This window comes from Mesobacillus persicus, assembly GCF_900109925.1.
Lineage (GTDB): Bacteria > Bacillota > Bacilli > Bacillales > Cytobacillaceae > Mesobacillus_B > Mesobacillus_B persicus.
The window spans coordinates 18,921-34,466 of record NZ_FOBW01000025.1; the positions used below are offsets into that span (position 1 = coordinate 18,921).

Consider the following 15,546-nt stretch of genomic DNA (forward strand, 5'->3'; position numbering starts at 1 on the left):
TAAACTATAGTTAATAGTTTTGGAATATGGGAGAAATGTTTTTTGATATAAAGGAGAGGGTTAACTGTGAGCAAAGAGGAATTGAATAAGATGATGGCGATAAAAGAGATGGATTTAGAGGAGTGCCAGCTGGAGCTTAATAGTCGTTATTACCCTGCGATAGTTAGAGTTGCCATGATGAATTATATAACCATTCTAGAAGAACAATTGAAACATTATAACGAACTTATCAAAAGAGAAGGAATTGCTTGATTACATTAGAAAAGGGTTGTTCTTCTACCCCTTAAATAAATTTTTTCATATGTCTCGCCAAAACTCGGGGGTAACAGGGAGATAACCAATGCGAGTGGGGATCAGACCCCACTTGCTCGTCCTTCTTTCTCTTTGTTCAATGCTTCACCTTATTCGTGACCATTTGCTCATGTTTTGGAAAGATTCTCTGGCTCCATATTGAAAAAACTTCTCCAAGTTTAGTACATGAGAATCCGAGTACAGCCCCACATAATAGAGAGAGCACCAGAATGAACCATTCCCCATTCGCAGCAAACGTCGCAAAACACCCCATAAAGATTCCCGGCGTGTAATTAATCGGCACTACTTTTGCACCCAAAATGCACATGAGACAAGTAACAAGCCCGCTGAAAACAGCAGCCCCATTCGGTATTCCCGTTATATTCGTTAAAACTATAATTAACATACCACAACCTACTCCCGCGATATTACAAAGCATCGCTTTTGTCATATCTTTGCTGCCGCCAGCGCCGAGGGTAAAATACGTGGTACACCCAGCAAACCCTGCCCAGCCCAACAAGCCCAGGGGCGTAGAAATGAAGGTCCATAATCCACACAACAGACCCGTTGCTAATACACTAGCCATTTTTTACCTCCTTCTAATGAACAATTACTATTGTAAAATACTGAGCATAAAAATCAATACAAATTCTCATATCATTTTATATCTTCATATCTTTAGCGCTCACAAGGTAATTTAATCCAATAAAAAGGAATGTAAATAAACTCATACAATATTTCACAATAATTTTCGAACTGTACACAGGGGACACACCCTGGTCAAAACATATCCTAGAATAATGTATTAGATAAAAGAATAAGCCGTATAATCGATAAAAATATCGATATACGGCTATTCCTGATGCATACCAGGAAGGTACGCTTTTTTCAATCACAGGCACTGTTCACATGTTGAATTCTAAGTAACCTCGTAATACCCTTGTTCATTTTTTCGATGTATCCCTTTAGATTAGAAATGAAAATATCCCGAACCCTAGAGTTTTCCTTTATTTCTAATGCGAAGAATTTTTTAGTGTACTCATAAATATTCCTTTGAACTATACTTGGAAAAAGACTTGATGGAAGTTCGAATTTTAAAGCACTATCGATTAATAGCTTTTCCAGGTTTGCGACCCTGTCTTGAACAAAATCAACATTAGGAGTAATTAGCAGGCTAATTTCATTAAACTCTTGAGGAAATGGCTCTGCCGGGTTGTCACATTTTTTGATAGTCTTTAATTTCTCCTCTATATCTTCTTCTAATTGTTCAACGGCTTTTTTTAAGGTAATTAGGTCGTCTTTCGCGTCAGCATAACGATCCATATTGTTACAAGAATACTGACATCCTTATTAATAAAAAGAATTTACGTAATCAGGAAAAAAAGATTGCGCTCATTTGCTGCTTCACAAAATAACCCCAACACCAATGCCTATCCCCTGTAAAACAATGACACCGATTAATAATTTCAATTGTAAGCGATTTCTTTTTTCTAAAGCTGCAATATTTTCTTCCTGTGATTCTTTGAAGCGACTTAGTATAGTTGTCACGTTCTGGGTTAGTTCCTGCTCACGTATGACTAGCGTGGTGTCTAGTTTCCTCTCTTGAGTCTTAAATTCTTTAGAGTAAGATTCTAATAAACCTTGCAACTTACCAACAAATTCAAGTTGTTGATTTATGTAAAGGACCATATGTTGTTGTAGCCCTTGTACCTCTTCCTCTACAAATTTTACATACCGGTTATTTTGTTCAAGGTGATCTTTATTGGATTGGTTGACAACAGTTAATTCCTGAATAAATCTTTTTGTAGAATTGCCAAGCTGTTCAACATTGGTTTTAAGCGAAAGGTCTATTTCTGTATATTTAGCATGTAAATCTTGTTCAACCTTTTGCTGCATACACTGCAATGTAGTAATCATTTGCTTTATTCGTTCATAACTACCCTCAAGAAGACTTCTCTCTGCTTCAATAAAGGAAAAATTTGCAGCTTTAATTTCTTCTAAATTTTCGGTAATGTCTTTATTTAATTTTTCTTTATTGTTATCACTTGCTCGTAGTAAAGCTTGAGCAGAATTAATTGTTTTTTTCGACTGCTCTTTAAAAGACTCCTCTAAATAATCAGAAGTTGAATTTAGTTCATCTAAAAAACCTTCAATCTCTGCCTTTAAATCATCTAAAAACACCTCATTATTAAGCCTCTTTAAATCTGATACAGCCTCAAAATATTTATCTTTAGTTGGTAAAGTCATAAGGTATTATCCTCCACAGTATCCAGTGAATTAATGATTAATTGACCATCCTTTACAAGGTGTTGAAGATACCTTAATGCCAGCCATTTCTCCTCAGGAAGACCATAGAGGCACTTCTGTTGTAATCGTTCCTTATATAGAAGCCAATGCTTTATAAAGTATTGCTGAAGCTGACGGGCATGTAGGCAATCTTCTTCCCATCTTTGGCGCAACTTTATATGTTCTTCATTAAGCTCTGCTAATTGCACCTTTACCTTTTTAATCTCTAAAGTCATATTATTTAGATCTTGTTCATATAGATCTTTAATCTGAGATATTTCCTTGTTTAGTTCATCTACCTGTTCATTAATGGTTCCAAGTTTTTCAGAAAGATTATTTGAGTAAATTTCATGGACATGTTCCAGCCACCTTACACAAGATTCTCGAACACTGAATAGCTCCTTGAAATACTTACGGTCAGTCCAAAACTTATTAATTATGGAGTTAATTCCATATACTGGAGCCACATCAACCAAGGTCAATTCATCCATACCATCAACTCTTAGGCCCTTCATGCTCCAATTAATTTCCCTTATCTTCTTGTTCAATAAAACTTCTGTTTGATATTGAAAGTGAACAGCAGCTTGATTGATTACACTTGCATATCGATTCGTAAAATCAGCGGGGATTTTATTTTCTATCTCCTTGTCTATCGAAAACTCTTTTAAACGAATCTGCTCCTGTGAAATTGTCAACCTTACTTTATTCAAGGACCGGATTCTTTCTTCTTGAGGTCTTATTTTATCAGCTATTTTGGTATAGGTATTTCTCATTGCTCTCAAATTATCAAGCCGAGCCTTTATCATCTGTATCCGTAATTCACTCTCCTCTAATTCTACTTTGCTATCCAATTCCGCCTCTCTGTAAAGTTTAGTTAAGAATGAAAAAGACAACTTATTGAAATCAGTACTTGCAAAATCATTTATTAACTTATCCATTATCTCTTGTACAATTACTTTAACTCTTTGGTAAACTATACCCTTAAGACCACGGATTCTTTTCATGGAGACCCCGATTTCTACTGGATAAATAATCTCATTAAAATCTGTATCAACATTCATTTCAGCAGCTAAAAGCTTTGCATAGTAATCTATTAAATCACTTCCCTGACAGATTTTATTCTGTTGTATATCCTTCATGACCGAGTCTAGTGTTGTCGCACGTGTTAAAATAACTCGGTAGTTTTGCGGATGATCATGCCACCTTCTTAAATCTTTTAGAGTAAATTGCGCAAATGCCTTAATATCAGCCGCATCATTTACTAACAGACACAGCTCTGTAAGCGGCATCCAATGCTTTATGCACTGTTGGACATGCTCTACCTCATTTTCCTCAGCTGACTCCACTCCAGGTAAATCTACAATTTCAATTGAAATCTCCCGTTCTCCAAATAAATGCTTCGGGATTGCAATGATAACTGGTTCGACCGAGTAGTCTTGACCATTTTCTATCCGTTGTCTTAATTTATACATGGCAAGCTCAAGGTCCTGCTCGTTAATATCAGATAAGATTTCATTATTCGGAAATTTCACATGGTAATTGTCGTCCGGTGATTGAATGTATTTTGTTACTGTTACCGTAGACGATTCACCAATTGCTCTTGTCCCACGTAGAAATTCTGAAACCACTAATAACTCTTCTTCTCTAATTCCTAAAAGGGCTAGTATTAACGTTGTTTTACCTACTTGGGTTGGCCCGTAAACAGAAATCGTTAATTCTTTCTTGTCGGTATCTAACGATTTAACATCAAGCATTTGAAAACGATTCAAAAAGTCCCTTTTGGCGTTAAACGCCCATTGATACCGCTTCTCTTGAAAATCAATGAATGTATGGAGCATTTCTAAACGCTAACTCCTGCAATTTTCCGCACGTTAATTGTAAACGATGCAAACGGCCCTCTAACTCCTCAAATAATCCAAATGTTTCATTTGTACCACGCCTCTTATGGTACGCTTGCACTAGCTTTTCCTCCATCTCTTCTAGGATGTTTTCAATCATTGCAACCGTGGACTCTCTCTGTATTGAAGCAACTGTATTGAATGTTTCCTTCGCATATATACTTCTTTCAAATTTATACTTTTCAATTCGCTGAGCCCCCTGATTTACCGCTAAACCTGTGCCTACAGCACCAACGATTGCTAAACCTATAGGTGTTGCTGCAGCTGAGGAAGCACCCAAAGCCGTTAGAATACTAGTTAGTGCGCCAAACGAATTGAAGGTACCGTCAATCGCATCAATTCCAAAAAAGACAGCTGCTCCTTTAATAACATTTGACGTTGAAAGTGATAAATTATTAATATCGTCTGTAATTTTATGTGCTTCTTCTAAAATATTTCTTATAAGCTTCTCATCTAACTGCTCTCTTGACTTTTGTAAGGCTTCATTTTCATAAACTAGACTTGCTACAAGCATCTCTTGTGCAATCCCTACAGCTATTATAGGAAGAACTTCTAAATCTTGCGGAGTAATGGTTATATCCTCATTTTCCGGATTTAAATAGCGTTCAATGTTAGATAAGGATTTAGTTATGATATCATTACTTAGTGATAATTCATTCGAACCACTCTTCGGCTGATCCAAATATAGATGCTTGTTTGTATCTTCTAGTTTTATAGTTGCCTCCTTGATATAGTTTTCTAAACTATAAATAACCTTTTTTTCAGCTTCATAACTACTTTCTCCGTGCCAGATCTCTCGAAGGTCCTCTCTTAGCTGTATTCTTTGTTCAAAAGTCATTTCTTTCATGAAATTAGCTTTAAACTTTAGCCAAACCCCAAGCTGTTCACCTTTTAATTTCTGGTCCATTTTGTCACTGCACTTACCTGCATGATTCGTTAGGACTTTCTCGATTTCATTATTTGCCTTAGCGACAACTCTTTTTCTATAAGAATTAAAAGCCTCAGTGATTTCGTTAATGTTATTGCCTTTATTACTGTTAGACTCAATGAATTGAAGCTGTTGACTCAATGCCTCATGTTTTAGCTCTTCCTCAAGATCTACGATTAATCCATCTAAAGACGAGGCTAAATCCATCAGTGTATCTAGTTGCTTTTGATAGCCAGCGGTAGTTGTTAACCCATATTTTATTATTGCATCCACGATCAGCTGTGAAGCACTATTAATCTCCTCCGCAATCCCTGTGAATGTAATCCTGTCCTGTTCTTCTGCAGCAACATCAAATTTTGCACTAATGCTATCTCGAATTGTTTTACGCTGCTCCTCCTCAAGTTCTTCCGCAAAGGACAAAACAAAAATAGGAGCGTTTTCCTTATACGCACGACTAATTTTATCTAAAAGTAACTGCTGTGGTTTCTGTGCCAGCTTTTTATGATTCACCACTAAAACAGCAGATGTAGATAGTGTTAAAAACAACTCTAAATATTTCTGAGATTTCTCCTGCTTATTCCGTTCAAAACCTGGTAACAACGCTAGTGATATATCCGTATTGAAATGCTTTTGAGGTACTAGTACCTCAAGCCATTGTTCATTTTCCTCATAATCACGCGACTTTGCATTTAACTCTTCTAAAGTAATCTCTATATCCTCTAACTCATATAAGCCCGATACTTTATTAGGTACAGCTTTACGTACAAAATATGTTGGATGGATAATTCCTTTTTTTTCAGTAAACAATACAGGGATAATTTCCCCCACACCTGGTGTTGATGGCAGGAGGTCATCAGGTAAATCATACAAATCACGGACTAGCTTCGTTTTCCCGACACCCTGCAAGCCTGTAATTGATACAATCCGACGGTCCTGGATAAGCTTTGCCATATTTAACTTCACAAAGATCTCATCCATCTTTTCTAGTATTTCATTAAATCTCTTTGATCTCGTAACTCTTCTAGATTTTCCAATCACTACATTCAATTCTTTTTGTAACTGTTCAATAAATACTGTTGGACTTTCCCCTAAAGATTGAACCTCAATTTTTTGCATTAGTGACACCACCCTTTTAAGCTTTTTACTAGCAGCTGAATTTCAATAAAAAGGCTAACATTATAATTCTAGTATATTATAAAGTTTGAATTTTTTAATTAGTTAAATCGCTTAAGTCCACCCAAAAGTTATTTTTTTCTAAAAAAATAATGCAGAACCTCTGCATTTTCATTTTCTGCAAAGTCCTGCATTAATTTCTGTACCATTTTGTTAAGGGAACCTATTACCAATCACTCTTTATTTATCTCATCAATCGATATATTTCGTTTCGTATGTTTGGTATGAGGACATTACTTATCACTTCTCTTTACTATCCCAATGATTGATAGAGGAATATACATCAGATTAAAAGATAAGCGGAAATGGCCCAATGAAGTTCCTTATTCTTTTTCTCTAAAATTAAACCGATGATGGAATACGTAGATTAAGCCCAACAAAATAAAATATAGAATGTTAGATGAATCATAACTAACCTTTAGTCGGGCGGCGGCCGGTTACCTTTTTCTATTTGTAAATCCATTAACCCACCTTCTGCTTTATGTAGTTGCTACTATGATTGTGGCGCCTGTATATGCGAAAATCTTTTAAAATCCAATCTCCATTTATACAAATCTCAACAAATATCGGGCGTGCCAGGCACCTCAACACCGGCACCTAAAGCTATAATGACCAACCAACATACATTTCTGACCTTTTTTTAAATCCCTGCACACTCCCTAAATCACTTTGGTCTCCAGTTTCTAACACTTGCTTAATAAATGAATTAATATCAGCCGCATTTCCTCCTAAAGCACTTGCCCCTTTCACAGCAGCTTGGATATCAGCATCTATGAAAGACCTAAGATAAAGGCTAGAATGCGTAACACTCCCAATTATTACTCCATTACGCTTGATCACTAGTGCCTCCGGAAGATTTTCCGCTTGATAACCACTAGGCAATGCATTCTGAACAGTTTGAACTGTAGTACTTACAGCAGGCTTCGGCTCCATGGTTCCCACTTTAATCACTTTATCAACTGGCTGTTTAGTTACTGCCGACGAAACCTTTTCTTTAGAGACCAATCCACCATCTTTGTACGTCTCTTTATAAGTGATGATACGAACGCCGTTCTGACCCTTCTTTACAACCGCCGTCTTACCCTTTTCTAAACTGGAATCATTTTGCTGTTTGGTTTCATATTTAATCGACTCTGTAGAAGTAACTGTTTTCGTCGTTATGACCGGTTCTTTTACGACTGGAGTTTGGCTCGTTTGTGAATCTCTATCCTCTTCCCGAACTGAACTTTCCTTAGAGTTCGAATCCTTGTTAGTAGTAATTGGAGCTTCTTTATTTTCCTCTCTTTCTTGTTTCGGCTCTTCTTTTTCAATTACCTCAGATTTACTTTTCTCCTCCTTCTCTTCACTGACACTATTTACTTCCTTCGACTTCTCGGCATCAGATAATTTCTCATTAACCTCTTCGTCCCCTTCTTCCTTTTCTGACTCCGAAGATACTTCGACATCATTTACTTCCTTTTCGCTTTTTTTCACATGAGCCTCTGTCGGTTCTTTTTCTTTCTCCTCCACAGTTTCCTCTGAACCACATGCACCCAAAAATAAAACCATCATTACCATGAACATTGAAAATTTTTTCTTCATCTACTTTTCCTCCTTATGCACATCGATTATAAAATATAGTCCCTTTCACATTTCCTCGTTTTAATTCTCTACCAATCTATTGATTTTATCAAAAATCTAATTGGTAATTTAAACTAGAACAAAAAAGCCGCACGGGTAATGTGTTTGAGTAAACATCATTCACCATACGGGCGGTTTGCTTACAACAGCATTAATATCGAACGGAGTTTATCCTATCGAAAAAAAACAGAAAATTAAATAATTATTGATTTAACTATATTAAATTTTCCCTGTTTTTTCAATTGCGCCCCCCTTTAAACAAAGTGACAGAAGCTTTTCTTACAACTATCCCATCACCTGCAAAATTCCTTACTCATAGTAGTACAACCACAACAATACTAGGCCCTTTTAAAGTATCCACGATATCATAACTAAGATTAGTATAAGTCATCGGGAAACTAGCATTGGAATCATCTACAAATTCTATATACTCTATTAAGATATCTTCTTGGTAAAATGAAGTTGAATTAGGAGACAACATATTATCTAAATCCAAATATTACATAAGCCCTACCCTTAAATTCTGCTCCGCATGCGCTTGATCAAACACAATCTCACCGTTCCTTAGTTGTGCCTCATCAAGCGCAAGTGAAACATCATGAACAGCTAGTTCAACTGCATTTTTCAATTCTCTTGTTGCTGTTCTATCCGCATCTAAGTTGTATTACAACACAATAATTAGCGCGAATAACTCGGGGGTGACAGCGTACCGAAAGCTCCTACTCCCTCTCCCCATTCACCCAATTCCCCGTAAAAACCGATCCATTGGCATATTGCATCGTGCCTTGCCCATGAGGATTGCCATTAAAAAAGCTCCCAACATAAGTATGTCCCCCATGATAGTTCATTGTTCCATTGCCGGTGATCTGTCCGTGAAGAATATCACCTGTATAGGTTTGACCATTGGTCCAGACAATCGTTCCTTTTCCATGGGGCTGGCCATCTTTAAATTCGCCGGTATATTTCGTTCCATCAGGCCATTCATAGGTGCTCTGCCCATTTACCAAATTGTTCTGAATGACGGGTTTAGAAAATGCTCCTAGTTGCCCCATTTCCGCCCCTCTACTAGCAATAAAAACAATAGCCAATAGAACAAACAACAAGTGGAATCAATAGCTTCTTCATGTCAAAGCTCTTATGCTTACTCTTACTACCGTTAAAACTACTAGAAGAGACCATCTTGGTATCATATTCGGTACTAAATAAAACACGCTCACATTTTTTGCAAGTATTTCTCAATGGTTCATTATGTGTTTTACAGAAGGGGCATTGATAATAATGATCCGTTTTCCTATGAGTGGAAGTCTTTCTTGGGAATGATTTAGATGTGGAGGGTGCATCTCCTTTAAGCACTCTGTTTGTTTGCCTGCTCAATTGCTCATAGCACATTCCGCAGAATAAAATTTTACGATAGAAATCCCCCTTTTCTTCTGGATGAAGAATTCCAAAGGCAGCTAATTCCCCTTCAGTTACAAGATTCTTATTTTTATCCACATACATAAACCGGAACATACTATCAAAGCGATTACAATTATGACATTTCATAAAGTTCAACCTGTCCTTATAAATTTATCCTCTTACATTTCGACAAATATCCCATATCCCCTCCATATTTTGCTAAAAAATCGCACCATTTTTCCTACAATTATATGAACACTAACAGTGAGTAAATCATAGGGGTCAATAGCAGTAATGACCTCTGTCCTTCCCAATAGGGACCTCCATCGTTAACCAGCCTCTGTTCAAGTTCAACCGGACGCAGGTCCACTCGTTCACTACCCCAAACCTGGACTATACACCCAGGGTAAAGGACATAGATCCTCACCCTGAAAAACTCTCCTAACTTCGACACATTTCAACACGCATCCCCTTATGACTCATTCCTATAAAAGACCTATAAAAACGCCCTTTTACAAACACAACAACAACTCACAAAGCGATAAACTTTTCCAGAAAGAAAAACTTCTTCTCTAACTCAAATTTTGTCGGATATACCCCGAGGTTAACCATTTCTCCTTCATGGGTAATGGTCTTAAAAAGGGGTTTTTCCCATAAGAAATAACGAGCCTGTTCCGATTGGAAAAGTAATAAAGAGACTAAGAATGTCCAAGCAAATGTCGCAGGAGGATTTATCGAACCGAAGCTCTCTTGATCGTGGATACATAAGTGATCTTGAGCTGGATAAACACGAACCAGGATTGGGTACGCTCTTTGCCCTAGCGATTGGCCTAGACATAGACTTTATGGATTTGATGCAAGCCATCCATGAATACTATAAAAATGGTTAAGTAATCGAACATTGAATGTCATTACATACAGATACTTGAAACAACACTCAGAAGAGTAGGGATTCCCCCTCTCTCTTCTCCTGCCTTACTCTCACCTATAGAACAACACCTGTTGCCCTCACCTTTTTATTTCCATATAAATAGCAAAAACCAACTATGCACTACTTTTTCATTAACTATAGATAATTAAAAAGTAAATCTTCCAATCAAAGGTGGAATCAAAACATGTATGAATGACTAACCCGTTTTAGAGACTCTGTTCTAAATGGAATCACCAGAATCAAACCATTTATAAAATTGACTAGCAGATTGCTACTAAAGGAGTCGAACCATTTGTTTATTGAAAATCACTACTTCGTCGACACGCAGTTCATGTATATGATGAGCCATTATGACCGCTACGGGAACCAATGCGCGCAAGTCACAACCACCAAAGGAACCTTCATTGTCGACCAGTCACCTGTTCAAGTTCTGAATGAGAGCATTCAACGCATTGGTTTTAATTATCGTGGCGCCCTGGAGACATCGAAATTGCTGCTTGGCGAAGTCCACATGTGTCCGGTAATGATTAACCCTATTTATCGAATTGTTGTATTCCCAACAAAGGCACATCACCATGAAGACACCATCTGGTTCAATCCTCTCCAAATTAAACGAACACTTAGCTATAACCGGAAAACGATGATTCTTTTTAACAACGGAACGATCTTAGTCGTTCCAATCCGTTTGGCTTCTTTTAACACGAAGCTAAAAAATGCCGAGCAATTAGAGAAAATAACGGCTGGCACGAGCATTCCATCATTCACCTTTATTCTGGATCCAAAGAAAAAACGGACAAAAGAGGATAAATAAATGGACAAAATCAACCTCCCAACCAAACACCAGACAAGAGATATCGAAAAAAAGCCCAACAAGAACGGAATTATAAAACGGAGAAAAACATCGGAGTTCGCACAGATTCAGAACCAGGTATTACAAGATCTCACGGATATTCGCTCAATTGGCTTGATCGCCCACTTAATGTCCATGCCAGCCAATTGGGAAATCCGGAAGACGCATCTTTACAGTAAATTTGGACGTGGCCCCATTAGCTCAGGAATCACCGAGCTCGAGGAGAAGAAATACTGGGTCGAAATCGTCTACCGAGTTGGAAGCCAATTTGTTCACGATTACCATCTATCCGATGTTGCCTTCACAGATGAGGAAGTAAGCGACATGGTGAACATAATCAGAGAAGCTAATTTTCCTATTCGCTCGATCAGTGCTCCTTTTATTCACTTAGTACCAAGCACGACTGCAAGTAAAAAGGAAGAGTCAGAAACACAGGCTTCTACTGTTGATTTTCAACAGTCCAATTCCTACAGTACAAATTCTACTGTAGAAAACCAACAGCTATTAAATAAAGAAAGACAAAGAAAGAGAAAACAAATAAACAAGGATAAAAGAAATATTGTTAATTTACAACAAGAACCACCATTTCTTGAAGATGAGGTATTTAGACAAGCCCTAACATCTACCTGTCAAGATTATTATCCTCAATACGCACCAGGCAGGTGGAGCAAACAAGCATGGCAAACATTAATAGAGACATTTGTGGAGGAGACTTTGAATGATGGGAAATACCGAAGTGTACCAAGCGATAAGATTCCTTCCTATGCGAGAGCAGCCATCCTCAATATGGTCCATGCATTTGATCGAAAAAGTGGAAGGAAATCTATTCACATGATAATTCCTGAACGACCAGTGCCTTTTTATGATTGGGTGAGTGAAGGGGTGAATGGGAAGAGGTTGGAAATATCTGAGTAGGAAAGCAAAGGAGGGAATTTTATGTTTCCTCCTTTTTAAAATTATCTAGAATACGATAAAATACATATTCTCGTAGATAACGCTGTTTTCCTACAACTACAAAATCTCCAAACTCCCACAATACTTCCCACGCTTCTCCTCCAACCCCTCATAATAATCTAAAAGACGGTTAACGTTCAGAAAACTGGGTGGAATCGATTGAGGGTACCTGTATAAATAATAACTACTCCAAGGATAATATTCAGGCTGCCTGACCGTCTTTGCCGCAACTGGATTTAAGTGAATATAGCGGCTGACCTCGAGCATGCCTTCTTTGTCCTCAATCAACTTGTCATAAAACCGTTTCTCAAACACATGTCCTGTTATACGATATTTCGTATTATAGTAGTTACCTAACTAATAACCTTGCAATCTTCGACAAATTTCGGGTGATGCAGTGGACTAAAAGCAAGTTTCATTCTCGTAGAATGTATAAAAAAACCTTGTCACCAATCAAAGGACAAGGTTTTTAGGTTAAGTTTATAATTCCTTTTTTATATCGGTTAACATCTGTGTCAAGATTTGCGTGAATTGATTTAGATGCTCTTGTACGCGTCCTGGGAATTCCTCTTCCAAAAAGTCAAGTGTGTCGTTTGAAGTATGCCAGATACCGCCGTGTTTTACGGTTTGATCATAGCCATCATGTGCGCCAATCTCCCAATTTGTTGCTTCAAGATAAGCAATCGTGATTCCCTTAGCTTTAAATGGAGCATGGTCACTCCAGTCTCCAGTTGTTCCCTCAGGGTAAAGTGGATTTATACCCGGGTTCGTCAGAAGAGGAATTTTTCTCTTGTCGGCAATATCTAAGGCCAAATCACGGATCCAGCCATCTTCTCCCTCACCGCCATATACATAGATATTATCACCTGCAAGTAGACTATCGAGATTGATCATCCCAATTGTGTTCTCGATTTCCAATTCTGACATTTGGTCCGCGTAATACTTTGACCCTTGTAAGCCAACCTCTTCAGCACCAAAGAATACGTACTTGATATCATATGGAAGGTTGCGTTTGTCTAAAGCTTTAGCCGTTTCAAGGATAACTCCCACACTTGAAGCATTATCATCAGCACCTTGTCCAACATTTACAGAGTCGTAGTGAGCTCCGACAATGACTTGCTTATCCGTTTTCGGATTATCCTTTACCCCGATGGCATTGGCAGAATCAAAAACAGTACTTTCCCCTCTTGTATAACTAAAGCGCTGTTCCTCCACCTCTAAATCCAACTTCTCCAATTCATTCAAAATGTATTGACGTGCATTTGTCTCTTCTTCGGAAGCTGCAACCCTTGATCCGATCTCCTTTGATAAATACTCAACATGTTCATACGCCAATTCCCCTGCAAACTTTTTCGGAGCCGCACTAACGGATCCAACCGTTAAGAAAGCCGAAGCAGTAAAGACCCCAGCAATCATAGCTGTTTTTAATTTTTTTAAGCCCATTTATGTATCCTCCTAATATTTTCTAGTAATCTATAAAAATATAATAGCACCATATGAATATTAATTCAATTATATTAATTAATATTCATTTAGTGCGACAATAAGAAAAAAACAGAACCTTTGATTTCTGGGAGATAGTACGTAAAATAACCGAGTGCGAGTACCACTCGATTATTGCAACTATATGGCGCATGAATAGCAGCTGACTAAACGTATAGTACAGTATTTTAAAAAAGGAACCAAACTACTCTCCGGTCGAAGGCTAGGCGGTTCCTTTTTTCTTTGTACAACAACCCTCGATGAAAGGGTTATAAAATCTCTCTATCATTCTACAAAACTCGGGTAGTGCCAGGCACCACCCTATTTTCTAAATATTTATACTAATTTGATTTTTCTCCCGTAGGGTTGTATTATGTGATGTAAAGGTTTTCAAAATAGTATAGGAATTGGAGGAAGAACAACATGAAGACAACTAAAAACAGATGGTTGATTGCTTTGTCAGCGATAGCTATCCATCTTTCTATTGGTGGTGCCTATGCATATAGTGTATACACCAATCCCATAAGTGAACATATGGGCTGGTCCGCTTCAGAGGTTACGATTGCATTTACAATTATGATGGCCCTTGCAGGTTCATCTGCTGCTCTGTTCGGGAAATTTGTTGAACTTAATGGACCAAGAAAATCTGCGATGCTTGCTGCTGTTTTATTTGGATTAGGGCAAGCAGGTTCCGGTGTCGCAATCGCGATTGGGTCACTGCCAGTTTTCTTACTTACATACGGATTATTAAGTGGTCTTGGGCTTGGTATAGGGTATATCTCACCCGTATCAACACTCGTGAAATGGTTCCCTGATAGAAGAGGTTTAGCCACAGGCATGGCCGTCCTAGGTTTTGGGACCGGGGCCCTTGTGACAGCACCAATTGCAGCAACCTTAATGGTAGGAATCGGGATTTCAAATACGTTTTACTTATTGGGTGCCGCATATTTTGTGCTGATGATACTTGGTGCCTCTTACATCGCACCTCCAACAGAAGGCTGGATGCCAGCTTCAATGAAAAAAGATATTGCATCTGGTAAAAAAGTGATTAAAAAAGATTTGCAACAATTAACTTCAAGAGAAGCTGTTAAAACGAAACGTTTTTGGATGCTTTGGACAATGATGCTTATTAATACAACCGCCGGAATTATGATGATTTCAGTTGCTTCCCCAATGGCTCAAGAAGTAGTAGGATTGTCAGCCGCTGCAGCCGCTACAATGGTTGGAATCATGGGAATCTTCAACGGTGGTGGTAGACTAGGCTGGGCAGCCGCCTCCGACTATTTAGGTCGTCCTAATGTTTTTATCATATTCTTCACGATCCAAATTGTGGCCTTTTTAATCCTGCCCTTTACAACAAGTATCTTCTTGTTCCAACTACTTATTCTGCTCGTTGTTAGTTGTTATGGTGGCGGATTCTCTAACCTGCCTGCATTCATTGGAGATCTATTTGGAACAAAACAACTAGGTGCGATTCACGGATACTTGTTAACAACTTGGTCTCTTGGTGGAGTATTTGGTCCAATGATCGTCTCACAAATTAGAGAAAAAACCGATAGTTACACTCCAGTGTTTTACGTTTTCCTCGCATTAATTATTCTTGCGTTTATCGTATCAATCATGATGAGGTTAGATATTAAAAACAGTGAGAAAGATTTACAACAAAAACAATTAAAAAGTCAAAATCATGTGGGTTAATAAATAATTCAGGCTGCTATGAATGCTTTAGGTGTGA

15 protein-coding genes and 1 pseudogene are annotated in these 15,546 nt (G+C 37.9%); 5 read left to right on the forward strand and 11 right to left on the reverse strand.

What is annotated here, in order from left to right:
- The first annotated feature begins 66 nt into the window (after positions 1 to 66).
- Entirely contained in the window at positions 67 to 252 is a 186-nt protein-coding gene (locus BMX30_RS21645) for a hypothetical protein (protein WP_090750271.1), read from the forward strand.
- A gap of 136 nt (positions 253 to 388) precedes the next feature.
- On the opposite strand, the gene BMX30_RS21650 is transcribed toward BMX30_RS21645, so the two are convergent.
- The 9 genes from BMX30_RS21650 to BMX30_RS21685 form a co-directional block, all read right to left on the reverse strand.
- Positions 389 to 877 (reverse strand): DUF1097 domain-containing protein, encoded by a 489-nt coding sequence (locus BMX30_RS21650; RefSeq protein ID WP_090750273.1) that lies wholly within the window; start codon positions 875 to 877, stop codon positions 389 to 391.
- A gap of 302 nt (positions 878 to 1,179) precedes the next feature.
- Entirely contained in the window at positions 1,180 to 1,614 is a 435-nt protein-coding gene (locus tag BMX30_RS21655) for a hypothetical protein (protein ID WP_090750274.1), read from the reverse strand.
- Between the two features lie 81 nt (positions 1,615 to 1,695).
- Entirely contained in the window at positions 1,696 to 2,538 is an 843-nt protein-coding gene (locus BMX30_RS21660) for a hypothetical protein (RefSeq protein WP_090750276.1), read from the reverse strand.
- Positions 2,535 to 4,415 (reverse strand): GTPase, encoded by a 1,881-nt coding sequence (locus BMX30_RS21665; RefSeq protein ID WP_090750278.1) that lies wholly within the window; start codon positions 4,413 to 4,415, stop codon positions 2,535 to 2,537. The genes BMX30_RS21660 and BMX30_RS21665 overlap by 4 nt, the downstream gene beginning before the upstream one ends.
- A complete protein-coding gene (locus BMX30_RS21670; RefSeq protein WP_090750280.1) occupies positions 4,396 to 6,519 on the reverse strand; it encodes a hypothetical protein in 2,124 nt (707 codons plus the stop codon). Before BMX30_RS21670 ends, BMX30_RS21665 begins: the two co-directional genes overlap by 20 nt.
- A 660-nt stretch (positions 6,520 to 7,179) precedes the next feature.
- Positions 7,180 to 8,157 (reverse strand): G5 domain-containing protein, encoded by a 978-nt coding sequence (locus BMX30_RS21675; protein WP_090750282.1) that lies wholly within the window; start codon positions 8,155 to 8,157, stop codon positions 7,180 to 7,182.
- A 538-nt stretch (positions 8,158 to 8,695) separates the two neighbouring features.
- The gene (locus BMX30_RS24185; protein WP_280140002.1) at positions 8,696 to 8,824 is read right to left on the reverse strand and encodes a hypothetical protein; all 129 of its coding nucleotides are present in this window, start codon (positions 8,822 to 8,824) and stop codon (positions 8,696 to 8,698) included.
- A gap of 91 nt (positions 8,825 to 8,915) precedes the next feature.
- Positions 8,916 to 9,248, reverse strand: coding sequence for an MORN repeat-containing protein (locus tag BMX30_RS21680; protein ID WP_090750313.1), 333 nt, complete (start codon positions 9,246 to 9,248; stop codon positions 8,916 to 8,918).
- A gap of 13 nt (positions 9,249 to 9,261) precedes the next feature.
- Positions 9,262 to 9,741 carry a hypothetical protein gene (locus BMX30_RS21685; protein ID WP_090750284.1) on the reverse strand — a complete coding sequence of 160 codons (480 nt, stop codon included), beginning with the start codon at positions 9,739 to 9,741 and terminating at the stop codon, positions 9,262 to 9,264.
- Between the two features lie 542 nt (positions 9,742 to 10,283).
- Here BMX30_RS21685 and BMX30_RS21690 point away from each other — a divergent pair.
- The 3 genes from BMX30_RS21690 (at position 10,284) to BMX30_RS21700 (ending at position 12,290) form a co-directional block, all read left to right on the forward strand.
- Positions 10,284 to 10,484, forward strand: coding sequence for a helix-turn-helix domain-containing protein (locus BMX30_RS21690; protein WP_280140003.1), 201 nt, complete (start codon positions 10,284 to 10,286; stop codon positions 10,482 to 10,484).
- A gap of 333 nt (positions 10,485 to 10,817) precedes the next feature.
- On the forward strand, positions 10,818 to 11,336 hold the full coding sequence (locus tag BMX30_RS21695; RefSeq protein WP_090750287.1) for a competence protein ComK: 519 nt from the start codon (positions 10,818 to 10,820) through the stop codon (positions 11,334 to 11,336).
- Positions 11,337 to 12,290: a hypothetical protein gene (locus BMX30_RS21700; protein WP_090750289.1), complete on the forward strand. Its 954-nt coding sequence runs from the start codon at positions 11,337 to 11,339 to the stop codon at positions 12,288 to 12,290.
- 96 nt (positions 12,291 to 12,386) lie between these two features.
- On the opposite strand, the pseudogene BMX30_RS21705 reads toward BMX30_RS21700, so the two are convergent.
- Both BMX30_RS21705 and BMX30_RS21710 read right to left on the reverse strand, forming a co-directional pair.
- A pseudogene (locus tag BMX30_RS21705) lies at positions 12,387 to 12,680 on the reverse strand (transposase); the annotation flags it as partial.
- Positions 12,681 to 12,809: 129 nt separating this feature from the next.
- Positions 12,810 to 13,772, reverse strand: coding sequence for a M20/M25/M40 family metallo-hydrolase (locus BMX30_RS21710; protein ID WP_090750291.1), 963 nt, complete (start codon positions 13,770 to 13,772; stop codon positions 12,810 to 12,812).
- 462 nt (positions 13,773 to 14,234) lie between these two features.
- Between BMX30_RS21710 and BMX30_RS21715 the strand changes: the two genes are divergently transcribed.
- A complete protein-coding gene (locus tag BMX30_RS21715; protein ID WP_090750293.1) occupies positions 14,235 to 15,509 on the forward strand; it encodes an L-lactate MFS transporter in 1,275 nt (424 codons plus the stop codon).
- Positions 15,510 to 15,546 lie beyond the last annotated feature (37 nt).

Coding starts and splice junctions, on each gene's coding strand:
- BMX30_RS21680 (WP_090750313.1), bottom strand. CDS start 9,248: ATGGGGCAACTAGGAGCATTTTCTAAACCCGTCATTCAGAACAATTTG.
- BMX30_RS21700 (WP_090750289.1), top strand. CDS start 11,337: ATGGACAAAATCAACCTCCCAACCAAACACCAGACAAGAGATATCGAA.
- BMX30_RS21660 (WP_090750276.1), bottom strand. CDS start 2,538: ATGACTTTACCAACTAAAGATAAATATTTTGAGGCTGTATCAGATTTA.
- BMX30_RS21685 (WP_090750284.1), bottom strand. CDS start 9,741: ATGAAATGTCATAATTGTAATCGCTTTGATAGTATGTTCCGGTTTATG.
- BMX30_RS21670 (WP_090750280.1), bottom strand. CDS start 6,519: ATGCAAAAAATTGAGGTTCAATCTTTAGGGGAAAGTCCAACAGTATTT.
- BMX30_RS21675 (WP_090750282.1), bottom strand. CDS start 8,157: ATGAAGAAAAAATTTTCAATGTTCATGGTAATGATGGTTTTATTTTTG.
- BMX30_RS21710 (WP_090750291.1), bottom strand. CDS start 13,772: ATGGGCTTAAAAAAATTAAAAACAGCTATGATTGCTGGGGTCTTTACT.
- BMX30_RS21650 (WP_090750273.1), bottom strand. CDS start 877: ATGGCTAGTGTATTAGCAACGGGTCTGTTGTGTGGATTATGGACCTTC.
- BMX30_RS21715 (WP_090750293.1), top strand. CDS start 14,235: ATGAAGACAACTAAAAACAGATGGTTGATTGCTTTGTCAGCGATAGCT.
- BMX30_RS21655 (WP_090750274.1), bottom strand. CDS start 1,614: ATGGATCGTTATGCTGACGCGAAAGACGACCTAATTACCTTAAAAAAA.
- BMX30_RS21665 (WP_090750278.1), bottom strand. CDS start 4,415: ATGCTCCATACATTCATTGATTTTCAAGAGAAGCGGTATCAATGGGCG.